The sequence below is a fragment of the Mesobacillus subterraneus genome (genome assembly GCF_000934845.1).
In the GTDB taxonomy this organism is placed as follows: domain Bacteria; phylum Bacillota; class Bacilli; order Bacillales; family Cytobacillaceae; genus Mesobacillus; species Mesobacillus stamsii.
The window spans coordinates 1-23,121 of sequence record NZ_JXIQ01000095.1 but is presented as its reverse complement, the minus strand read 5'-3'; the positions used below and the strand labels follow the sequence as shown (position 1 = coordinate 23,121).

Below are 23,121 nucleotides of genomic sequence, written 5' to 3'. Positions count from 1 at the left end.
CTATTTTATGGAATCATCCATGATAGAACGCTATTTTGCAAGAATGTGAGAATTCCGACCAGGGTGACCAGGAATAAGCTGTGCTTAATCGTAAAGCGGAACAGCTCCGATTCTTTCCCGGCCAATCCTACTGCAGCACAGGCTACTGCAATCGACTGCGGTGAAATCATTTTGCCCGCCACACCGCCTGACGAGTTAGCCGCAACGGCCAGGACTGGATCCATGCCAATCGAGGTGGCAGTGATTTTTTGCAGATTGCCAAATAGCAGGTTGGCAGATGTATCTGACCCCGTGATGAAAACCCCAAGCCAGCCAAGGAAGGGCGAGAAGAACGGGAAGAAAACGGCTCCTGTTTTTGCCAAGGTCATACCGAGCGTCGTGCTCATTCCGGATGCGTTCGTTACGTATGCGAATCCGACGACAGAAGCGATCGTCAAGACAGGAAATTTCAACTCACTAAGCGTTTCGCCAAACGTCTCTATCCAGTCTCTCCAAGAAATGCCGACGATGAATTTCGAAATGAATGCAGCAATCAGGATTGCCGTACCAGCTGCGCCTAAAATCTCGAGTTTATAGACGGCTGCAATCGGGTCACCAGCTACATTAAAGATTTTGTTATTCAAAAAAGGTACTTCAGGAACAAATGTAAGCGCATGACCAATTGAGTTAATTGCTTTTAAAAGCGCATTACTGCCTTCATAATGTCCTGTTAATGCCAGCTTGATTGCCGGGATACCCCAAACAGAAATAACTGCTGTCAATACTAGGAAGGGAGACCATGCCTTAAAAACCTGTGCTCCCGTGTTCTGTTCCTGCTTTTTCGGACGCATATTTACTGCGGCTGTTGCTGCCAGCTCCTCTTCAGCAGCAAATTTGAAGATGGTTTTTGGCTTCCAGAACTTTAGGAAAACGGCAAGAGCAAATAAGGAAACTAGAGCGGATAAAATATCCGGAAGCTCCGGACCAACGAAGTTTGAAGTCAGATATTGAGTAAGTGCAAAGGAAACGCCGGATACGAGAATCGCTGGCAAGACTTCCAATGCCCGCTTAAATCCAGCCATAATGACAATTAAATAAAACGGAATGAATACGGATAAAAACGGCAGCTGGCGTCCAACCATTTTTGAGATTTCCATTGCTGGAATCCCAGTAGGACCTTCAAGAGCAATGATCGGAATCCCAATCGCACCGAAAGCAACCGGAGCGGTATTCGCAATCAAGCAAAGACCTGCTGCATACAGTGGATTAAATCCCAATCCTACCAACAATGCAGCCGAAATGGCTACTGGAGCGCCAAAGCCGGCAGCACCTTCAAGGAATGCACCAAATGAGAACGCTACCAAAAGTGCCTGCAAGCGGCGGTCTTCTGTGATCGAAAGGACAGAATTTCTGATAATGTCAAATTGGCCTGTTTTTACTGTCAGCTTATACAAGAACACGGAAGTAATAATGATCCAGCCTATTGGCAAAATCCCATAAACCGCTCCCTGTGATGCTGACATCAATGCCATTCCGGCAGGCATTTTATAGGCAACCACTGCCACGACTAAAGCGACGGCAAGAGTTGACAGTCCTGCAACATGCCCCTTCATGCGTTTGACTGCGAGCGCCCAGAAAAAATACAAAATAGGAATCAATGCGACGATAGCGGATAATGCAAGATTATCTCCTACCGCTGTGAAGTTTTGTGTGAAAGACATACTTTCCCCCCTAACTAATGTTTGTGTTCCCTCAACTGCTTGTCATCCCTTATCGAGTAATCGCTTACATTATGTGATAAGGTCATCTGATGACTAGGTCATTCTGTCATCTAAATTATAAAGTGGAAGTTACAAAGTTTTCAATATCTTTTTTGTAAATTTCGAAAAATATATTTTGCCCCTTGGTGATTTTCGTTTTGCAAGTCGAACAACCTTCCCCTCTCCGCGAAAAATTGTATAATGAGTGGTAAGAGAACAGACATGGGGGCTTTATTTTGCAATATAAAAAAATTAAACCGAAAAAAATATACGAAGAAGTGGCTGAAACGATCCATAACATGATTCGCTTAGGTCAATTGCAGCCAGGCGACAAACTGGATTCCGTACAGCAGCTGGCAGCAAACTTCCAGGTCGGCCGTTCTGCCATTAGGGAAGCACTTACAGCCTTGAGGGCGATGGGGCTGATTGAAATCAGGCAGGGCGAAGGCACCTATGTTAAGGCCTTTGAATCGGAGCAAATCAGCTTCCCTTTATCGACTGCGATTCTGATGAATCCAGAGGACACCGCTCATTTGTTGGAAGTTCGCAAAATTCTTGAAGCAGGAACCGTCTTTTCCGCTGCAAAAAAGCGAACCGACATCCAGCTGCAAGCGATGGAAGAGGCGCTGGAAGAAATGAGAATGGCAAACGGAGATGAAGAGCTTGGCGAAAAAGCGGATTTGGAGTTCCACCTCGCAATTGCGGAAAGCTCGCAAAATCCCTTATTGATCAGCCTGATGAATCATGTTTCCGGCTTGATGGGCGAAACGATGAAGGAAACCCGCCGGCTGTGGCTTTATTCCAAACAAACAACTACGGACCGTTTACATGATGAGCACTACGCAATCTACGAGGCCATAAAAGCACAGGACCCAGAAGCTGCCAGACATTTAATGCTCGCCCATATTGAAAATGTCGAGGACATACTTTATAAATACATCAGGCAATCGAAACCAAATTCCCTTTAACATTAGTGCCCCACCGTTCTGGTGAGGCATTTTTTTATTTTTTGAAAAAAATTACTGAAACCCCTTTCATAAAAATATAGATTTATAGTAGTATTAAATTTAATAAGGGGACGTAGATTTTAGGTCATCAGATGACCTGCTGATCAATGCGTCTATCACTCGTCTAGGAAAGAGGTTGAACAATGAAGGTAACTCTTTTTGCAACTTGTTTAGTTGATCTGTTCCAAAGCAGTGCGGGAAAAGCGACAGTGGAGCTGCTCGAACGGCTCGGATGCGAGGTTGATTTTCCAGAATCGCAGGTTTGCTGCGGACAACCGGCTTTCAACAGCGGTTACGTGAAGGAAGCCAAAGTGGCGATGAAATCGATGATTGATACTTTCCTAAATGCGGAATATGTAGTGTCGCCTTCAGGCTCATGCATCACGATGTTCCACGAATATCCTCATGTTTTTCAGGGTGATCCTGTTTGGGAGCCGAAAGCGAAAAAGCTTGCCGAGAAATCCTATGAGCTTACTCAGTTCATTGTAGATGTTTTAAAAATAGAGGATGTCGGCGCTCGTTTTGAAGGGAAGGTTACCTACCATACCTCCTGCCATATGACCAGGCTTCTTGGGGTAAAAAAAGCGCCTATGATTCTATTAAGCAATGTAAAAGGGCTGGAATTCACTGAGCTTCCTGGCAAGGAACAGTGCTGCGGTTTCGGTGGTACCTTTGCGGTAAAAATGGCGCAAATTTCAGAGCAGATGGTCGATGAAAAAGTCCAGCATGTGGAAGAAACAGGTGCAGAGTATTTAATCGGAGCCGATGCTGCCTGTCTGATGAATATCGGCGGCAGAATCGAGAGACTGGGAAAACCGATCAAAGTGCTGCATATCGCGGAAGTATTGAACAGCCGTTAATTACAAGGAGGGGATTTCTCATGGCAATGAAAATTGGGACGGATCATTTCAAAGAACGTGTGGAACATGGCATTAACGATTCCTTCATGCGCGGTGCCGTTGCCGGTGCCCAAAACAGCATGGGGGTGCGCAGGCAGACGGCTACTGAAGAACTAGGAAACTGGGAAGAGTGGCGTAGTCATGGGGAGGAAATCAGGCAGCATGTTCTTGCAAACCTCGATTATTACCTGGAGCAGCTCAGTGAAAATGTCGCGAAACGCGGAGGGCATGTTTTCTTTGCGCAAACGGCTGAACAGGCAAATGACTATATTAAAGGCGTTGTCACCAAAAAAAATGCGAAAAAAGTCGTGAAGGCAAAGTCCATGGTGACGGAGGAAATCAGCCTTAATAAGACGCTGGAAGAGGCGGGCTGCTCGGTTGTCGAAACCGATCTAGGCGAATACATCCTCCAGGTGGATGACCATGATCCGCCTTCGCATATTGTTGTTCCTGCTTTGCATAAAAACAAGGAGCAGATCAGGGACGTTTTTACCAAAAAGCTTGGTTATCAAAAGACCGAGAAGCCGGAAGAACTTGCATGGCACGCACGCGAAATGCTGCGCCAGGAATACTTGACCGCCGACATCGGCATCACAGGCTGCAATTTCGCGGTTGCAGAAACTGGCTCCTTCAGTCTGGTCACGAATGAAGGGAACGCCGATTTGGTCACTTCCCTGCCGAAAACGCAAATCACAGTAATGGGGATGGAGCGCCTTGTGCCGACCTTCGAAGAGATGGAGGTGCTCGTGAGCCTGCTGACAAGAAGTGCCGTCGGCCAAAAACTAACAAGCTATATCACTGTCCTGACTGGTCCTCGTGAAGAGCATGATGTCGACGGGCCGGAGGAATTTCATCTCGTCATCGTCGATAATGGCCGCTCCAAAATTTTAGGCGGCGAATTTCAATCTGTCCTGCAGTGCATTCGCTGTGCTGCATGCATCAATGTCTGTCCTGTATACCGCCACGTCGGAGGGCATTCTTACGGATCCATCTACTCAGGACCGATCGGTGCGGTCTTGTCGCCGCTGCTTGGCGGATATGATGAGTACAAGGAGCTGCCGTACGCCTCCACTCTTTGCGGAGCATGTACCGACGTATGCCCGGTAAAAATCCCGCTGCATCAGCTTTTGCATAAGCATCGCCAAGTCATTGTCGAACAGGAGGGCAAAGCCCCAATCTCCGAAAAACTTGTCATGAAAGCATACGGACTCGGTGCTGCATCGCCAATGCTGTATAAACTCGGTACAAAGATAGCTCCTGCAGCCATGAACCCTTTTACAGTCGGTGACAGAATTTCGAAGGGGCCAGGCCCACTGAAAGCATGGACCGAAATCAGAGAATTCCCTGCGCCTAATAAAGAAAGATTCAGAGACTGGTTCAAAAACCGGGAAAAAGGAGGCAAAGAATCATGACAGGCACCATCCATAACAGGGAAACATTTTTAAGCCAAATTGCCAGTTCCCTTGGAAGAAGCCGTTTATCGAGCGGCGTCACCGATCCTGAGTGGAAGCACCGCCCCCAGGACCAGGTTTTACAAGACGCAACTCCAGATGAACTGGTTGACATCCTGAAAACCCAATGCCTCAAAATCCATACAAGCCTTGTTATCACTGATGCAAAAAAACTTCCAGAAACGCTTCATGAAGTGGTGGCAAACTACGGAGGCGGTCCTATCGTCACTTGGAAAGACGAACGTTTTTCCAAATGGGGACTCGAACCACTCATGAAAAAGGAATGGCCTTCACAAAAGCTGGAAGTATACGAGTGGGATCACACAAAAGGAGCAGAAAACATCCGCCAAGCGGAAAAAGCAAATGTCGGGATCACCATCAGCGAAATGACCCTTGCCGAATCCGGCACTGTCGTCCTCTTTTCTGATAAAGACAAAGGGCGGACAGTCAGCTTCCTGCCAGCAACCTATATTGCGCTAGTCCCAAAGAGCACCATCGTACCGAGAATCACCCAGGCAGCCCGCAAACTGCGAGAACTGCATCACTCAGGCAAACAAGTCGCCTCATGCGTCAACTTCATCACCGGCCCAAGCAACTCAGCCGATATCGAACTCAACCTCGTCGTCGGCGTCCACGGCCCAGTCAAAGCAACCTATATCGTTATAGACGATCTTTAAAAACCAACCGGGCGGTTTGCCCGGTTGGTTTTTTTGCTTATAAGACATCCATGCCACGTATTCCTTTTTATTATTCAGGATACATCTGCTCTCCTCATTTTTTCACAGGTTAACATAGATGGAGTGGTTGGATCACCCTCGTAAATTGATTACTCTTTTGCATTCACAAAAGCATTTGTTTCTTTGACGGGATACCCAACTGTCTCTCTCGTTTCCTTTGCTGCTTCGATCATGATTTTAAGTGCTTCGATGGTTTCTTCGGTTCCTCTTGTTTTCAGCCCGCAGTCTGGATTGATCCAGAATCGTTTTGGATCGAGGACTTTCAGGGCGCGTGAAATGTTGGTGGACATTTCCTCAATAGTTGGTACTCGTTTACTATGAATATCATAAACACCGAGCCCAATTCCCTTTTCATAGGTGGTATCTTCGAACGATTGGATAAGCTCTCCATGGCTTCGCGACGTTTCGATTGAAATTACATCAGCATCTAAAGCGTTGATGGCATCCATTATTTCCTCAAAATCGGAATAGCACATATGAGTGTGGATCTGGGTTTCATTTTTTACTGTGGAGACTGCCAGCTTAAAGGCGTGAACAGCTGCATTTAAGTAGTTGTCCCATTTTTCTTTTTTTAATGGCAAGCCCTCGCGAAGCGCCGGTTCGTCTACTTGAATCATCTGGATTCCATTCTTTTCGAGAATGTTAATTTCTTCTCTTAATGCAAGCGCGATCTGGTTAGCAACGGTAAACCGGGAAAGATCATCGCGTACAAAGGACCAGTTCAGGATGGTGATCGGACCTGTCAACATGCCTTTTACAGGCTTCGAAGTTAACGATTGGGCATAAACGGACTCTTTCAGCGTCATCGGAGCCAAAAATGCTACATCTCCAAAAATGAGCGGTGGTTTGACACATCTGGAACCATATGACTGCACCCAGCCAAATTTCGTAAATTGAAAGCCGCCTAATTTCTCGCCAAAATATTCGACCATATCGGTACGTTCAAATTCTCCATGGACAAAAACATCCAGTCCTAACTTTTCTTGAATTTCAATCCACTTTTTGATTTCAGCTTTGATAAAATCTTCATATTGTTCCGTGGTCAGCTCTTTTTTACGCCATTTTAACCGTTGCTTTCTGATTTCCTGTGTCTGCGGGAAGCTGCCAATGGTGGTTGTCGGCAAAATGGGCAACTGAAAAGCGGACTCCTGCAGTTTGCTGCGGCTTTCAAAAGGAGCTTGGCGCTCGGCATTCATTGCTTCTAGATTAGCAGTAGCAAGCTGGACTTTTGTATTGTTTCGTTCAGGAGAACCATTCAACGTCTCAATTGCAGCTTTACTGGCTTTGATATCTTTCTCAATTGCTGCTTTTCCCTCTTTTACTCCTTTTGAAAGAAGAGCAACTTCCTGCAGTTTTTCATCTGCAAACGAAAGGGCATTTTTGAGAGTGGGCGTTAATTCAGTTTCATTATTCACAGTTATTGGTACATGCAAGAGGCTTGAAGCTGGCTGAATCATCAACTGTTCACACTTTGCTGCTGCAGCAATTTTTTCAATAAGGGTGATTCGTTCTTCTATATTTGCTCGCCACACATTTCTCCCATCAATCACACCTGCCGCAAGCATTTTGTCCTGAGGGAAGCCGAACGTATTTAATGCTTTCAAGTTTTGCCCATCATCATGGACAAAATCTAAGCCAATTCCGTGCACAGGAAGACTTGTAATTTCTTCAAAATAATCAAGATGGTCAAAATACGTCTGTAAAATCATTTTTATTTTTGGAGCCGCTTTGGTTAGTGTCTCGTATGTTTCTTTCAACAAATGAATTTCTTCGGCAGATAGGGTAGTGCACAATATCGGTTCATCGATTTGAACCCACTCCACTCCAGCCGCTTCTAATTCACCTAGCATCTGGGCATACAGAGGGGTAAAAAGCTCCACCATATCCTTTAATTCTTGTTGATCGTACCCTTTGGCCAGTTTTACGAACGTCACCGGACCGAGAATAACGGGTTTCCCATTGATCCCGAGTTTTTGTTTTGCTTCTTGATAAAAATGAAGCGGACGATTTTCCACAAATGCTGGATTTCGTTGATTTAACTCAGGGACGATATAATGGTAATTGGTGTTAAACCATTTGGTCATTTCTGATGCAACTGCAGAACGATTTCCTCGGGCAATGTCAAAATAGGTTTCGAGTGGCACTTTGCCTCCTTTGTATTCAAACCGTTCTGGTACAAGGCCAAACATCATTGCGGTATCGAGCACATGATCATACATGCTAAAGTCGCCAACAGGAATTAGATCAATCCCTTGATCCAACTGCTTTTTAAGATGATCCAAACGAAACTCTTGCATTTGCAGCAAAAAAGTTTCTTTTTCCATCTTGCCCGACCAAAAGTGTTCAAGCGCCTTTTTCCATTCACGATGCTCCCCGATCCGCGGGTAACCTAAATTTGTACTAATTACGTTTTTCAATGTGAAACACTCCTCGTTTTGTTTTAAAAAATAGGTGAAACAACGAAAAAAATCCCTCTTTTTTGGGGAAAAGAGAGATCAATGCGCATCGTTAATTAAAGCTGAGAGAGAATTCCTCTCAACTCTGCGTATTTCACTTGCTCTATACACCCGTAGAGTAAAGTGCGTACAACAGGCAGGTCTCCTGGCTCTGGTTCACCGCTCCTTATCCCTTCCCATTTCTAGCGAAACAGTGGCTTAACGATAAGTCGCTCCCCAATACAGTGGCGGGACCGCGCCGGCTTGTCACCGGTCTTCCCTTTTAACTAAACAGCAAAGCTGCTCAGCACCTGAAGCAAACAGAGATACAGTTCTCGATAAAAAAACAGAAAACTGTAAACAAATATTAAAAATTTTTTAAATTTAATAAAAATACTAGCATGAGAAGAGGCTGGTGTCAAAAGATTACTCTTTGTTCTAATATATAGATGGTGAAAAATTCAAATTGCTGGCATTTCCTCTTTTCCTCCGAAACCTGTCCGAACTTCGCCCCAGTTCGGACTACTTTTCCTCTTTTCCTGCTAAACCTGTCCGAACTTCACTTAATTAATCCAACTAACTTATCTGGAGTGTTTGTGAATTGGCCGTCGACTCCTTGGGAGAGGAGGGTTGTCATTTCTTTTTGGGTATTGATGGTCCATGGGTGAACGACGAGCTTGTTCTGATGGGCATTTTGGATGAATTGGGGTGTTACCAGCTCTTTGCTTGGTCCGATTCCATAGGCATAATCGGAGATTCGCTTGAATTCTTGGGATGGATCTTTGCCTTTTAGCATTTTTGCTGTGTAGAGTTGAATAAGCTTGACTTGTGGTACGATTGATTTTAGCTTACGCAGGCTGTCCTCACTGAATGATTCGATAATGAGGTTGGGATCGTCGAGGATTTCGTTGCTTTTTAAAATGTTGATCAATTTTTCTTCCATTCCAGGATAGATATTTGGAGCTTTTGTTTCTATATAAAGGCTTACTTTCCCGTCAGCCTGCTGCTTTACAAATTTAATCGCTTCGTCTAATGTTGGTACTGGCTGACCTAGGTAGTCTTTTTGAGCTAGCTTCGGGTTTGCCTGATTGAACCAAGCGCCAGCATCTAAACGCTGGATTTCTTTTAAAGTAAAATCTTTTACTCGCCATGGAGCGCGATGTGGATATATTTGTTTAACGTTCGTAGTTCTAGCGAGTGTTTCATCGTGCATCGCGATTAATTGGCCGTCCTTTGTCATTTGCAAGTCGATCTCTACATAATCTGCTTTCATTTGAATGGCCTGTTTATAGGCTGGCAATGTATGTTCCGGCCCATACGCGGACGCACCGCGATGGGCAATTACCGAAACAGTTGCAATAATCGGGGCTTGGTTAACATTGTTTTGCCTTGACGCCAATGCATGAATCGCCCAGGGAACCGCTATCGGTATCAAAAAAACAAGACAAGCAAGACCAGCTAGCATTCGGTTCTTCATGATAAACATCCTTCGTGTTTGTTAAGTGTTAACGCTTATTTCTTATCGCAATCGCTCTTTCGGGAAAATCGGTAATAATCGCTTGGACTTGTACGTCTAACAGTTGGCCAATTTCCGCTGGATCGTTTACCGTCCAAACGCGTATTTTATCATATAATTCCCTTGCACCGATTTGATACTCCTCAGGAGGGGGCAATACCATTTTTTTATGAACATGCAAAGCCTCAAGGTCCAGCATGTTCATATGATCGATTGGAAAAGAAATTTTATTATTGACTAACCAGGCAATATTCGCGTCGGGAGCTACTTTTTTCATTCGCATTAACGACGGCAAATGGAAGGAAGAATACACAACTTTTCGATTGTTGCCATACTTTTTCACGATCGAATGCACTTTTTCTTCTATGCCCTCATAAACCACCGCATACGTTTTTAACTCAATATTTAGCTCCGTAGGATAGGGGGCCATTAACTCCAGTACTTCCTGCAAAGTAGGCACCGTTTCCGAATCCCACGCTTCCTCGTAGTCTGGTAATAGAACAAACCGACTTCCCGCACTAACTTGTTTTATTTCGGATAATGTATGATCTTTAATCCAGCCTGTTCCATTTGTCGTCCGGTCTAGTGTTTCATCATGAATGACGACCACTTCTCCATCTAGTGTCAAGTGGACATCTAATTCGATTCCTTCCACACCTTGGTCGATTGCTTTTTTAAAACTAAGCAAGGTATTTTCAGGGTAGCTACCTTTTGCTCCGCGATGGCCATAAATCTTCGTCATGTGATCACCTTTTCTTTTTATGATAAAAAGGAAAAAGCATGGCAGCCCACACCTTTTCCTTTTTCCAATGATCGGTTAGTTTCCCCTTGCTTTGTTCGCCTGTTGGATAGCATCGTTAAACTGCTGTACAGTTGTTTTATAGGTGCTATCTACGTTTTCACCATTATATACCGTTTCAAGTGCTGACTCAATAATTTTACGGCCTTCAGGAAGCATGTCCATTAATGCACCTTGAGTGGCATAGGATGGCTTTGTTGATTGCAATTGATCTACTGTTACTTTTAATTGCGGTTTCTCTGCCCAAGCATCTTTGACGAGTTTTTCTTCATAGGCAGCAGGGTTGATCGCAAAATAACCTGTTCCGACATGCCATTTCGCTTGAACTTCAGGTTTTTGAAGGTATTTCATGAATTCCCAAGCAGCCTGAGATTCTGCTTCTGGTTTGCCTTCCATCATCCATAAGCTTGCACCACCGATAACAACACCTTGGCGCTCTTTGTTCTCAGGATGCGGAAGGAAAGCAATTCCAACTTCGAATGGAGCATTATCGATGATGTCTCTGGCGCTAGCTGAAGATTGAAGGAACATGGAAACATCCCCTGCCAAGAAACCTGCGACCATGTTATCGCCATTTGTACCATAATTTGCGAAAGTACCATCATCCACCATATTTTTTACCCAGTTAAAAATCGACTTTCCTTCTTCTTCACTCCAGCCAATGCTGGTTGGCGTACCAGTACGGCCATTATCCTTGTTTAACAATAAGGCACCTTGGTTTGCAAGAAGCTGTTCCCATAACCAACCGTAAGCCTGTAGTGCAAAACCTTTCATTTTTGGATTTGACTCTGTGATCGCTTTTGCTGCTTTTTCCACTTCTTCATACGTCGCAGGTGCTTGATCCGCGTTCAGGCCAGCTGCTTTAAAGGCATCTTTGTTATAGTACATAACTGGCGTAGAAGAGTTAAATGGCATGGAATAAAACTTTCCATCCAACGAATAGTATTTGGTGATATTTTCTTCCAAGCTGCTCATGTCATATTGATCTTTGTCCACAAATTGCTGAATCGGAAGAATGTTTCCACTGTTAATCATTGACTTTGTTCCGATTTCAAAAGTTTGCATCATCGTTGGCGAGCTATCGGTACCCGCAACCGCATTGAATTTCGTCAGCGCTTCATCATAAGTTCCCTGGAATTCAGCCTTTACCTGAATTTTATCTTGAGAATTATTGAAGTCATCGACGATGCTGTCTAACGTCTCCTGACCCGCACCACTCATCGAATGCCAAAAGGTGACAACTTGTTTTTCACCTGTTGTGTCTTTAGTACTGGCTTGGGATGTGTTACTCCCGCTGGAACAGGCCGATAGCAGCAAAAGAATCCCTATTGTAACAAGCAACATCATTTTCTTCATTTTTTTCTTCTCCTTTTATGGTTGAATGTGGAAAACCGTTATTTGACTGCACCTTCCGTTAATCCTTTTTGCAACTTCTTTTGACCAAGGAACAGCAGCAGTAAGGTCGGGATAATGACGATGACGGCACCCGCCATCATCACACCCCATTGGTTCAATTGTTCCTGGGTTTGCAATTGCTTCAAACCGATTTGAATCGTACGAACCGTTTCATTCGTCGATGCTAAAAGCGGCCATAAATACATATTCCAGGAAGTTAAAAAGCCATAAATTCCAAGTGTTACCAAACTTGTTCTGGAAACTGGCAAGACGACTGATAAAAAGAAGCGAAAATCGCCCATTCCAGCAATCAGGCTTGCTTCACGCAATTCTTTTGGGATTTGTTTGAAATTTTGCCGCAATAAGAAGGTTCCAAAAGTTGTCGCGAAAAACGGAACAGTCAATCCTGCATAAGAATCAATCCAGCCTAAATTTCGGATCGTGTGAAAGTTTGGAATAACCGACGCTTCAAAAGGAACCATCATCGTCGCGATAAAAAGAAAGAAGAGGAAATCCCTTCCTTTAAATTCCAAAAACACAAACGCATAGGCCGCCAATGCTGATAAAGTAAGCTGTCCAAGCGTAATGAGCATCGATACGATCAAGCTGTTAAAAAGAAAGTGAAGGAATGGCAAGCGCTCAAACGCCGCTATATAATTATCAAACGTAAACGTCGTCGGAAGGCTTCCGGTCAAAATATCCTGGTTGGTCATAAAACTCATCACGATTGCCATGAGCGCGGGACCTGCAAGCAGGAGGGCCGAAATGATCAACAGTACATAAAAAATCAGTTTCTTTCCTGTTGAGAGCATCACTGATAATGCACCTTCCTTTCGCCCAACTTAAATTGAAGGGCAGTCATCAGTAAAATCAGGATGAATAACACGACGGCCTGCGCACTGGCAGATCCAAACTGATAGTTCACGAAAGCTTCCCGATAAATCGAATAGACGATTAAATTTGTCTCATTGGCTGGACCGCCTTTTGTTAAAATATCAATCTGGCCAAACGTTTGAAACGAATGGATGATCGAGACGGTAATCACAAAGAAGAAGGTTGGCGAAAGCATCGGGATCGTAATTCTACGAAGCTTGTAAAAATAGCCGGAGCCTTCAATATCTGCACTTTCATAGAGAGACGAATCGATCGATTGCATTCCGCCCAGCAAGATCAAAAAAGTAAAGCCAATGTTCATCCATATCGTCGTCATCGACACAGCGAGAAGCGCCCACTTTGGATCCGTCAGCCACTCAATCCCCCCTGCCCCAAATGCTTCAAGGATTTTATTCAAAAGTCCCATCGTCGGATGGAATAAATACAGCCAAAATACGGAAGCGGCCGCAACTGATACTCCCATCGTCGAAGAAAAAATCGTTCGGAAAAAGCCAATCCCTTTTAATTTTTCATTGGCAATCACAGCTAAAGCAAAACTAATGATAACCGTTGGCGGAACCGTAAGAAACACAAATAAAAAGGTGTTTTTAACACTTTTTAAAAAAATCGGATCGACAAACAGTGCTTTGTAATTCTCCCACCCAACAAAAACAGTGGTTGCCCCTTGTGCATTGGTCAGAAAGAAGCTTAAGTAAATGGTCTGAAACATGGGATAGAACACGAAAACACTAAATAATATAATCGAAGGAAGTAAGAACAACATGCCTTTGAAAAAACTTTTCAGCCGGCTTTTCCGTTTTACTCGTTCTACTTGGCTGAGATATGCTTCTTCATTCGTTCCGATAGTGGGGGCGATCATACTCATACGGTTACAGCCCCTTGGCTTGTTTCTAGTTCTGCCGATTTGATCAATTCCCCTGAATCTGCATCAAAGAATAACAAGTTTTCCGGCTTCATTTGCACAAGTACTTTCTGCCCGAATTCGATCTGCCACTGCCCCGGCCATTTTGCCGTCCACAATTCTGAACCTACTTCAAACGCAATCAGCGTTTCATTTCCTAACTGCTCCACATTCACTGCTTCCAGCTTATACATATTTTCTTTTTTCGCTAAGCAAGGCTCCAAATGTTCTGCACGAATGCCCACTGTTAATTTCCGGTCCTTCGGAATATGGTGGAAAACAGCTGGGTCCACTGGAATATGCAGTTCGTCTTCAATGATGAGGTGTTTCGCATTTTCTGAAAAAACAGCACTCCCTAAATTAATTTTTGGCGATCCGATAAAAGAGGCGACGAACAAGTTTTCCGGCTCATTATAAAGCGTAATAGGCTTTCCAATTTGCTGGATCTTTCCATCGTTTAAGACCATGATTCGGTCTCCCATCGTCATCGCTTCAACCTGGTCATGCGTTACATAAACCATCGTCAGCCCTAACTTTTTTTGCAGCCGGCGAATTTCAACCCGCATATTGGCGCGAAGTTTTGCATCTAAATTGGACAGAGGTTCGTCCATTAAACAGAGTGGTGCATGACTTACAACAGCACGTCCAAGTGCGACCCGCTGTCGTTGGCCTCCCGAAAGTTCCCTCGGTTTCCGTTTCAGCAAATCTTGAAGCCCCAACATTTCTACCGCGTCATGAAGTCTTCGCATCTGTTCTTGTTTCTCTACTTTTCGGCCTTTTAAGCCAAATAGAATATTCTCTTTTACTGATAAATGTGGATATAAGGCATAATTTTGAAAAACCATTGATAAATTCCGGTCCTTTGGTGGGAGATGGTTCACCGTTTGACCATTTATTTTCAAAACCCCGCCGGAAATTTCCTCCAGTCCTGCTATCATTCTAAGCAACGTACTTTTTCCGGAACCGGAAGGTCCAACGAGTACAAAAAACTCTCCCTCTTCTATGGACAAATCAATTCCGTTGAGCACGTCCTTTTGTTTATCATATGATTTAGCGATATTGATCAGATCAATCTGACTCATACTAGGCCTCCCTTCTAATTGACTAGATTATTAAAACATAATTTTTTAAAAAAAATGGGCTATTTACAAATTGTTTAGGTAGAATTTACACTTTATTTATCTTTTTAATATTAGAATAAAGCACAACAGGAGAAGTTTTCAGATTGGAAACGAGAGGAGCAGGATAAATGGGAAAGGTTCAAGTATGTTCGGAACGAGGCAGCTCTTTGATCAATGAGGATGCTTTCATCCTCAATGAAAAAGCGCAAATTTATGGAGTCGTAGATGGGGCAACTTCTGTTTCACCCTACCAAAATGCGAAAGGGGAAACAGGGGGCTATATCGCTTCCCAGCTTTTGGCTACCTTTTTTCAACAAGCCTCAAAAACGCAAAGCTTGCGAGACATTGTCTTAGAAGCGAATCAAGCACTTCGAAGCGCCATGGTAGAAGCAGGGGTCGATGTTAGCCAAAAAGCGGATCTTTGGTGTGCCGCTTTTATCATTGTTCGAATAAACGAAACCAATATTGAGTACATACAAGCTGGAGATTGTATGCTATTCGCAAAATACGAAGACAATACAATCAGGGTAATGACCCATTCCCAAGTAGCTCATCTCGATGGAATGACCCTGAAAAAAGCGATGGACCTACGGAAACAAGGAAAAACTTCGAGGGACCACTTGCTGCCGACATTGCGGGCAAATCGAACAAAGGCAAATACATTGTCAGGTTATTCAGTCTTAAATGGTGAGCCTGCATTTGCCGATTTTCTCGAAGCAGGCATCTTCAATCGCGCTTGCTTAAGCAAACTCTATTTAATCAGCGATGGATTATTTTCCCCAACTGAATCTGCGGAGGAAAAAATAAACTGGGAACAAATGATCGATCAAATGGATAAAAAGGGCCTTAGTAGCTACACAAAAGAGTTAATCGCCACAGAAGAGGCAGATCCCGATTGCATCCGATATCCTCGACTCAAACGATCCGATGATAAAACAGGAATCATCATCGATTTACCATAGAGGCGGGAGAAAATAAAACAAAAGAAGCAAAAGGTACGCCACGCCCCTTTGCTTCTTAAAATTATTACTCTGTCGGAAAGCCTTCCTTTTTCCAGCGATCCATACCGCCCTCTAGGTGGGAAAGCTTTTTAAAGCCTAGTTTTAATAATGTGTTCGCAGCTGCCTGGCTGCGATGGCCAGTTTTGCAAATAAGAATAAGCGGGGTATCCGCCGAGTACTGGCTGGCTACCTCCTTTTCTTGTCCCCAAGGAAAGGATTTTGCCCCCTCTATATGTCCCGATTGGTACTCCATTTGAGTTCGAACGTCCAGAATAACTGGTTTTGGACTCTCGTTCCATTTTTCCGAGATGTCTTGTGGACTAAGATTCTCTAATGGTTTTGGGTGGCGAAATAAATTGAATAGATTCATTTAAACCCCAACTTTCGTTTTTTTTGTCGTTATGGACTATTTTAACCGATTTCGAGGGTACGAAACTTCCCTTGCGAAAAATAAAGTACTTGAATTGACATACCTGCTAGGAAAGAGTAACTTCATACATATTGGGAAATTTAGGTCCAACGGGACTATTCAGGTAAGGAACCGCAGTATCAAGCTAGTATCCCATTTATCGAGTTAGGGTGAAAAATCATGCAAAAACTGATAGCTGTTGAAAATATATTGAAAAACAATCTTCATGGACAGGCAATTTTAAACGGAATCACTGCCAGTATCATCGAAGGGGAACTGATCACGATCATTGGCCCCTCAGGTTCCGGAAAAAGCACGTTTTTATCATTAATAAACAGAATGACAGACCCGGATGCAGGCACACTCTTTTATAAAGCGAAACCTTATTTAGAGATGGATGTCCTGCAATTGCGCAGAAAAATCGGCATGGTGTTTCAAATGCCGACGATGCTGCCTGGAACTGTACGGGATAATTTACTCGTCGGGCCAAAACTCTTCCGTGAAACAGTAACAGAGGAGGAACTGGACAATCTATTGGATCAAGTGGCTCTTCCCCGATCGATAAAAGAACAGGAAGCCCGTTCCCTTTCCGGCGGCCAAAAACAACGTGTTTCTTTAGCACGCACTTTGGCTAACCGGCCTGAGGTGCTGCTTTTAGATGAAGTCACTGCCTCCCTTGATCCACACAGTTCTGAGGGGATCGAAGAATTAATTCAAGAATTGCATCGACAGCAAGGAACAACCATTTTGTGGGTAACCCACAATTTAAAGCAGGCCAAAAAAATCGGACAATACACATGGGTATTCGCAGATGGGGAAATCGTCGAACAAGGAAAAACGATCGAGGTTTTTGAACGCCCACTCCATAACGTAACCAAAGATTTCATCGCCGACGCTTTTGACAAGGAGGAAGTCCTCACACTATGAGTACCACGGCTTTGTTTTTTACATTAATATTCGTAGCGTTTGCTATATTGTTATCCTTTTGGCAACGGATTGGGCTGGAAAAAGACATCATGATCGGCACCATTCGGGCTGCCGTGCAATTAATTGCTGTCGGATATGTTCTCCAGTTCATTTTCCAATTGAAATCCTGGAGTCTCATTATCCTGATGCTTGCGATTATGATTACCGTCGCAACCTTAAACGCAAGAAAAAAAGGGAAAGGCCTTCCAGGGGTAAGCTGGAGGATTGCAGTTGCTATTACATCTACAGAAATTTTAACGATGGGGTTGCTTGTCGGGTTAAAAATCATCCAAACTACTCCTCAGTACATCATACCGATCAGCGGTATGATTATCGGAAATGGAATGGTCGTCTCCGGTCTCTTTTTCAATCGCTTAAAATCAGAAATGGAAACTCGTCGAGAAGAAATAAATGTGTATCTGGCTCTTGGCGCAACTTCTAAGCAGGCGGTTTCGAGCGTGATGCAAAACACTGTGAAAGCTTCCATGCTTCCAACCATTGACGGCATGAAAACAGTCGGCCTCGTCCAGCTCCCTGGAATGATGACCGGTATGATTGTAGCAGGTGCAAACCCAATTGTAGCCGTCCGTTATCAAATATTAATCATGTACTCCTTCACCTCCGCCGCTGCGATTACTGCCATCTTACTTGGAATATTAACCCACCGGCTCCTGTTTACCAAAGCCCATCAATTGATCGACCATCTGTAAGCGAAACAGCATCTTTCGAATAGGGGTCAACCTAGCAGTTTGGATAGGAAATAAAGATAAAAAAACAGAGCTAAAGAAGCAACACCTGTAACTAATACCGAAACCGACAGTAGCGGATGGCTCTTTTGTGATAAAAACACACCTGAAACAACGACTTCTAGCACAAAAAGAACGGCCCATAAAATATTGGTTGGTGAAAATAGCGCACCAGCCAGAAAATTTAAGATGAACAAGAGATTTACTAATATAAATAGACTGAGAAGAAGTTTTTTCATAAAATTGTCACCTTTTTCTTTTTTCTTTATAATAATAAATAATAACAAGTTATAATTTTATTTAGGAGAAATTCGATGCATATTCGAAATTGTTCCAGAGCCGTGATAGTAAATGAATTTAACGAAGTTCTTCTTGAAAAATTCGAATTTAAAGATAAAAGAGTAATTTCTATGGAGGAAAATATGAGTTTTGAAAATCATCTAAAGAATATTCCTGAGTTCGAGACTGATCGTTTATTTTTAAGAAAGTTATGTTTTGGTGACTTAGATGATGTCCATGAATTTTGTTCCAATCCAAATGTTGCAGCTCCTATGACCTGGGAAACCAATAAGACGAAAGAAACAACACTTCAATTTTTAGAAGATGTTATCAACGGTTATGTTAACGGTGAAACTGGTGAATGGGGAATACTCTTAAAAGAAACTAAAAAAGTAATTGGAGTTGCTGCAATAATTGATTGGAGTAATAAACACAAAAGTATGGAAATTGGTTACTTTTTATCAGAACAATATTGGGGGAAAGGAATTATAACAGAAGCCTTAGAAAAAATCATTGAATATGGTTTTGCTGAGTTATCGGCTAATCGGATAGAAGGAAGATGCGATACTGATAACATTGGTTCTCAAAAAGTGATGAAAAAATTAGGTATGAAATATGAAGGGACATTACGTAAAAACGAATTTATTAAAGGTGAATTTCGTGATACTCAATTTTATTCAATCCTTGCAAATGAATTCAATGTTAATAAGACAATGATTCATAAACTTGGCTTCCTTTAAATGAAAACCAAGTTATTTCTATCCTCTTCAATTACGTCAACCACTATAACACTATTAATTTGATATCCAAAAATAACCATTTTTCTACAACGTCATCATCTTTTACATGTGGTTTTGAATTTTGAAAACCATCTTGGTATCTATTTCAATTGGTTCCATTTTAGCTAAATTCACTCTTGCCTTTTACCCTCAGATGACTTCATAATGCTTTAGGAAATAAAAAGACCCCCGCTTAATTCAACTCAGGAGCCGTCCAACCGTCCCGATGTCTCAAAAATTTCTTTTCAACATATGGTGATGTCATAGCCGATAGTAGTGCTCCATAATTTATGTCAAAGGCTACTTCATCGCCGACTTTTAACTCTGTTTTTTTAGCATCAATGATGGTATGATCACTGCTTGAGCCGAGAATTTCAATATCTATTCTTGGTGTTAGGCCGGAAACTAAGACATCTTGACAACCCACCCCGAGGATGACCCTCCTAATTTGGCCACGATCCAGAAATTGCGGCGAATCTCCAAACGCATTTTGACCCCTTTCCCCATCAGGCAAAGAGGCTTTCCACTTAGATTCGATGACCTCAGCAACGAAGGTAAACACATCCGTGAATAAACCGGGGATTTCTGTTCGACCAAGTGTTTCACGGCCGAGAAAAATAGCTTCCCCTATTCGTAAATTATTGATGTTACCGACGTCATCATTAGCCATGAACCAGTTATAATTGGCTGAATTTCCTCCTGATATATAGGTAAGGGGGATCTTAAATTTCTCCTCAATATGTTCAGCCAGGAAGGATAATGTACGCATCTTACTATCAGTTGGTTTCACTCCGCCAAGACAAGCAAAATTTGCTCCAATTCCAACAATGGTTATTTTAGGAAGTGGCAGTACCTCCTCGATAAAACGATCGAGATCTGCAGGAAGGATCCCTTCCCTCAGATCGCCCATGTCCACCATCAGAATGATTTTATGTGGGCATTCATTTTTAATGGCAGCAGCAGAAAGACATTTTATTACAGCTATCTCCGTATTAAAACTGATATCCGCATTTTTTATCACGAGGTCCACCTCGCTTAACGATGGAGTTTTTAATAAAATATATTCCGCCTTTATATTTGCATCACGCATATTTTTCAGATTGTCTATTTTGGAGTCAGCCAGAATTCGAAGTCCCTTATTTACAAGAACCTCAGCAATCTCAGGAATCCCACAAACACTTTTCGTAACACCCATAATTCCAATCTTTTTTTTGCCAAATAAATTCAATAGGACTTCGACATTGTTCCCAAGTTTCACTAGATCAATTTCCACCCTTGACGACATAAAATCAATCAATTGATGTGCACTTCCTCCAATTGATTTGTTCTTTTCTCCAATGCTGGGAATGTCTCAAGGATGCTTGTTATCAGTTTGTCACAGCCGTGTAGGAGAACATCCGTAGCCGGTATGTTCAGTTGTTCTTCATAGTTATCTATCACCTTATCAACTTCTGAATCAGTCATATTTTCATGGTTAAGGGTAACGGCAATCACTTTTGTATCCGAAAATCGCTCAATTAAGTCAATCTCACTTTCTAAGGTTGGCATTTTCATAAAGTCAAAATCTCCTAGTTGCTGACGTTTAGGAGGATGTTGAACAATGACCGCGTCCGGTCTTGAGCCTCTTAAAATTCCGCAAGAACTCACATACCCAGGATGACTCAAGGCTCCCTGGCCTTCGACGATAATCAGATCAGGACGATCATTTTCGTAAGCTTTCATGATTTCATTTTCAAGTTCCCCGATCATAAATTGCAGTGGCATGGCATCGACCGCAACACCGTATTTTGCCCCTTGAATGATCCCAGTCTGGCCGGTTGCCACAAATGAAACATGGTACCCTTTCGCCTCCAAAGCAGCCTCCAGAATGACACAAGTTGTTCGCTTGCCAACGGCACTATCGGTCCCGAGAATCGCAATTATCGGGGTTGGCATATCTAAAATTCGTCCGGAGAAAATATGTAAATCTTTATTAGGGAGGGGCTTTCGAATATCGTGGATGGCAACGCCGTACTGACGAGCATGCTTAGCAAACTCTTCATCTTCGGTGAGAAATTCTTGCAGGGGATTAATGATATCCATGCCATTTTCCATTGCTTTTAAGAAGATCTTTCTTTCCTCTTCTTTTAAAACGGCATTAGCAGGTGCAATTCCATAAATAAACTGCTCAGGTAATGGAGTCACCGTTTCCATCACATTTTCAAGGCTTGCATAAATCGGTATGTTATTTTTTTCTCCTTCGAGAAATTCACCTGAATCCAAATTTGCCTTCGTACTGTCAATAACACCGACAATCAGATATTTTTTAGAGTTTCGAATCAAACCATTTGCTGTCTTTCCATCCATTGACCCAAAATTTCCTTCACAATAAATAATCGCTGTTTTTTTCATACTAATTCCCTTCTCGTTCTATTTTTTCCCGAACAAAGAAAAAACACCTTAACCAATCGAGCAAATAAGGCTGGAGCCAATTCCGAAAGATGTAAGGTGTATTACTATAAATTTATTCTCTTCTTTGTTATTCATTATAGCACAGTGGAAGCCAGATGGGACATTTTTACTGGAACAAAAAGGAATCTGTTTTGTTTTCGTGCTATCTTTCGAGAACCACCCACCAATCCAAGTATATTAGAATTGAAACTAAATATGCCATCAAACGAAGATTTATTAACCGTCCCTATGTCTCAATCATTACTTTTTCCCTATATAATCCAAATTCCTGAAAAATAAACCTATTCAAACTGCTTATTTCGTGTTGCTAATTTGTCGATAAAATAGGCATCTTACTCTATCGATTATTTTTCTAATATTCTGTAAAGTATAGGTGAATCTAGTTTTATAGGAGGAATGACAATGGCATGGAAGAAGAAGGTTTTATCCGTATCTTTATCAAGCGTGATCGCATTAGGTGCGGTGACAGCGGTGGCACTGCCTGCAGAAGCAGTCGGAAATGGTCCAAGTACCGGTCATGGATCCCTTCAAACATCGATTTTGCATACATATGGGGGGTTGGTAGATTACCTGAAGACTCAGGATGCCAAGCAGGAGGCAATGGAACTTGAAGTAATTGGCCAGACAGTCAAAGGCCGCGATATTCACATGGCAAAATATATTTCGAATCCAGAAAACCCAACGATCTTGTTTCTGACGCAGCAGCACGGAAACGAGCAGTTGACCACCGAGGGTGCACTTGAGTTCATCAAACACTTAGGCACTGGTAAAACAAGCGGAGTACTGGATCATGTCAACATTCTTGTGATTCCCATGTTAAACGCTGACGGAGCGATGGGCGATGTCGACTTCTCTCTTGAAGACTATCTTGCTGATGGCGACCGTCACCTGACTCGTTACAACGCGAACAAGATTGACCTCAACCGCGAACATGATAAAAAAACGAACGAGATGGAGCCAGAAGCACGCGCGCTTCATGAAAATGTTTTTGCCAAATACAACATCGATTACATGATTGACCTTCATCACCAAGGCACCTTAAGTGAAACAGAAGGCGAGCTTGTCTCTGGATCGATTCTTTATCCTACAAACGAAAACGTAAAGCCAGAGGTGCTTGAAGGCTCCAAGAAACTTGGTGCAGTCGTATACAACGCACTTGAGGATACTGGTTGGGGCCACATAGGCAAATATCGCGGAGGTACCGGAGAAAACATTGGCCGAAACGGAGCGGCTGTGCGCTATGACATTTCAACCCTATTATTCGAAATGCGCGGCATGTCCGATCATTATTATGAGCCATATGCGCTAGGCCAGAAAAGCAATGGCTATCTAATCAAGCAGACCATTACCACTTTGGATGCAACCGTCAGAGCCATTGCAGACGACTCTATCGAAACAATGGATACTAGCTTCTGGGATACGCTGCCGGAACAGACGAACAGGCAAAGCGAGGAAGCGGACGAATAAAAGTCCGATAAGAATGCCAAGCATTACAGGCTCATCTCCATGCAGGGAGGTGAGCCGTTTTTTGTCGTTCATGAACTATCCCTAATCTGGCTGAAGCCAGCATTCGTCTTAAATGAGATTTCTCAGTTT

21 protein-coding genes and 1 riboswitch are annotated in these 23,121 nt (G+C 43.0%); of the genes, 9 read left to right on the top strand and 12 right to left on the bottom strand.

What is annotated here, in order from left to right; genetic code table 11:
* Positions 1-5: 5 nt before the first annotated feature.
* Positions 6-1,700, bottom strand: a complete 1,695-nt coding sequence (locus UB32_RS12000; RefSeq protein WP_044394109.1) for an L-lactate permease — start codon at positions 1,698-1,700, stop codon at positions 6-8.
* A gap of 275 nt (positions 1,701-1,975) precedes the next feature.
* Between UB32_RS12000 and UB32_RS11995 the strand changes: the two genes are divergently transcribed.
* The 4 genes from UB32_RS11995 (at position 1,976) to UB32_RS11980 (ending at position 5,773) form a co-directional block, all read left to right on the top strand.
* Positions 1,976-2,707, top strand: a complete 732-nt coding sequence (locus tag UB32_RS11995) for a FadR/GntR family transcriptional regulator (protein ID WP_044394107.1) — start codon at positions 1,976-1,978, stop codon at positions 2,705-2,707.
* Between the two features lie 182 nt (positions 2,708-2,889).
* Positions 2,890-3,606, top strand: coding sequence for a (Fe-S)-binding protein (locus UB32_RS11990; protein WP_044394105.1), 717 nt, complete (start codon positions 2,890-2,892; stop codon positions 3,604-3,606).
* 20 nt (positions 3,607-3,626) lie between these two features.
* On the top strand, positions 3,627-5,057 hold the full coding sequence (locus tag UB32_RS11985) for a LutB/LldF family L-lactate oxidation iron-sulfur protein (protein ID WP_044394104.1): 1,431 nt from the start codon (positions 3,627-3,629) through the stop codon (positions 5,055-5,057).
* The gene (locus tag UB32_RS11980) at positions 5,054-5,773 is read left to right on the top strand and encodes a LutC/YkgG family protein (RefSeq protein ID WP_044394102.1); all 720 of its coding nucleotides are present in this window, start codon (positions 5,054-5,056) and stop codon (positions 5,771-5,773) included. Before UB32_RS11985 ends, UB32_RS11980 begins: the two co-directional genes overlap by 4 nt.
* Before the next feature lie 149 nt (positions 5,774-5,922).
* Here the strand turns inward: UB32_RS11980 and metE are convergent, their stop codons facing one another.
* The 7 genes from metE to UB32_RS11945 form a co-directional block, all read right to left on the bottom strand.
* On the bottom strand, positions 5,923-8,250 hold the full coding sequence (gene metE, locus UB32_RS11975) for a 5-methyltetrahydropteroyltriglutamate--homocysteine S-methyltransferase (RefSeq protein WP_044394101.1): 2,328 nt from the start codon (positions 8,248-8,250) through the stop codon (positions 5,923-5,925).
* A 157-nt stretch (positions 8,251-8,407) separates the two neighbouring features.
* Positions 8,408-8,598: riboswitch (cobalamin riboswitch) on the bottom strand.
* 229 nt (positions 8,599-8,827) lie between these two features.
* Positions 8,828-9,745, bottom strand: coding sequence for a glycerophosphodiester phosphodiesterase (locus UB32_RS11970; RefSeq protein WP_044394100.1), 918 nt, complete (start codon positions 9,743-9,745; stop codon positions 8,828-8,830).
* Between the two features lie 28 nt (positions 9,746-9,773).
* The gene (locus UB32_RS11965) at positions 9,774-10,526 is read right to left on the bottom strand and encodes a glycerophosphodiester phosphodiesterase (RefSeq protein ID WP_044394098.1); all 753 of its coding nucleotides are present in this window, start codon (positions 10,524-10,526) and stop codon (positions 9,774-9,776) included.
* 75 nt (positions 10,527-10,601) lie between these two features.
* Positions 10,602-11,939: an ABC transporter substrate-binding protein gene (locus UB32_RS11960; RefSeq protein ID WP_044394096.1), complete on the bottom strand. Its 1,338-nt coding sequence runs from the start codon at positions 11,937-11,939 to the stop codon at positions 10,602-10,604.
* Positions 11,940-11,977: 38 nt separating this feature from the next.
* Positions 11,978-12,790, bottom strand: coding sequence for a carbohydrate ABC transporter permease (locus tag UB32_RS11955; RefSeq protein ID WP_044394094.1), 813 nt, complete (start codon positions 12,788-12,790; stop codon positions 11,978-11,980).
* A complete protein-coding gene (locus tag UB32_RS11950; protein ID WP_431305970.1) occupies positions 12,790-13,731 on the bottom strand; it encodes a carbohydrate ABC transporter permease in 942 nt (313 codons plus the stop codon). Before UB32_RS11950 ends, UB32_RS11955 begins: the two co-directional genes overlap by 1 nt.
* Positions 13,732-13,733: 2 nt before the next feature.
* On the bottom strand, positions 13,734-14,855 hold the full coding sequence (locus UB32_RS11945; RefSeq protein WP_044394092.1) for an ABC transporter ATP-binding protein: 1,122 nt from the start codon (positions 14,853-14,855) through the stop codon (positions 13,734-13,736).
* 167 nt (positions 14,856-15,022) lie between these two features.
* On the opposite strand from UB32_RS11945, the gene UB32_RS11940 reads away from it, so the two are divergent.
* Entirely contained in the window at positions 15,023-15,856 is an 834-nt protein-coding gene (locus UB32_RS11940) for a protein phosphatase 2C domain-containing protein (protein WP_044394091.1), read from the top strand.
* 64 nt (positions 15,857-15,920) lie between these two features.
* Here the strand turns inward: UB32_RS11940 and UB32_RS11935 are convergent, their stop codons facing one another.
* Positions 15,921-16,265 (bottom strand): rhodanese-like domain-containing protein, encoded by a 345-nt coding sequence (locus UB32_RS11935; RefSeq protein ID WP_044394090.1) that lies wholly within the window; start codon positions 16,263-16,265, stop codon positions 15,921-15,923.
* Positions 16,266-16,484: 219 nt separating this feature from the next.
* Between UB32_RS11935 and UB32_RS11930 the strand changes: the two genes are divergently transcribed.
* Both UB32_RS11930 and UB32_RS11925 read left to right on the top strand, forming a co-directional pair.
* Entirely contained in the window at positions 16,485-17,231 is a 747-nt protein-coding gene (locus tag UB32_RS11930) for an ABC transporter ATP-binding protein (protein ID WP_044394089.1), read from the top strand.
* The gene (locus UB32_RS11925) at positions 17,228-17,980 is read left to right on the top strand and encodes an ABC transporter permease (RefSeq protein ID WP_044394087.1); all 753 of its coding nucleotides are present in this window, start codon (positions 17,228-17,230) and stop codon (positions 17,978-17,980) included. The genes UB32_RS11930 and UB32_RS11925 overlap by 4 nt, the downstream gene beginning before the upstream one ends.
* Before the next feature lie 26 nt (positions 17,981-18,006).
* On the opposite strand, the gene UB32_RS11920 is transcribed toward UB32_RS11925, so the two are convergent.
* The gene (locus UB32_RS11920) at positions 18,007-18,255 is read right to left on the bottom strand and encodes a hypothetical protein (protein ID WP_044394085.1); all 249 of its coding nucleotides are present in this window, start codon (positions 18,253-18,255) and stop codon (positions 18,007-18,009) included.
* Positions 18,256-18,330: 75 nt separating this feature from the next.
* On the opposite strand from UB32_RS11920, the gene UB32_RS11915 reads away from it, so the two are divergent.
* Positions 18,331-19,035, top strand: coding sequence for a GNAT family N-acetyltransferase (locus UB32_RS11915; RefSeq protein WP_241768493.1), 705 nt, complete (start codon positions 18,331-18,333; stop codon positions 19,033-19,035).
* A gap of 232 nt (positions 19,036-19,267) precedes the next feature.
* Here UB32_RS11915 and UB32_RS11910 read toward each other — a convergent pair whose 3' ends face one another.
* Both UB32_RS11910 and UB32_RS11905 read right to left on the bottom strand, forming a co-directional pair.
* Positions 19,268-20,371 (bottom strand): alanine/ornithine racemase family PLP-dependent enzyme, encoded by a 1,104-nt coding sequence (locus UB32_RS11910; protein WP_241768491.1) that lies wholly within the window; start codon positions 20,369-20,371, stop codon positions 19,268-19,270.
* The gene (locus tag UB32_RS11905; protein ID WP_044394084.1) at positions 20,368-21,465 is read right to left on the bottom strand and encodes a DUF1611 domain-containing protein; all 1,098 of its coding nucleotides are present in this window, start codon (positions 21,463-21,465) and stop codon (positions 20,368-20,370) included. Before UB32_RS11905 ends, UB32_RS11910 begins: the two co-directional genes overlap by 4 nt.
* 462 nt (positions 21,466-21,927) lie before the next feature.
* On the opposite strand from UB32_RS11905, the gene UB32_RS11900 reads away from it, so the two are divergent.
* Positions 21,928-22,992, top strand: a complete 1,065-nt coding sequence (locus tag UB32_RS11900) for a M14 family zinc carboxypeptidase (RefSeq protein ID WP_044394082.1) — start codon at positions 21,928-21,930, stop codon at positions 22,990-22,992.
* Positions 22,993-23,121: the final 129 nt, after the last annotated feature.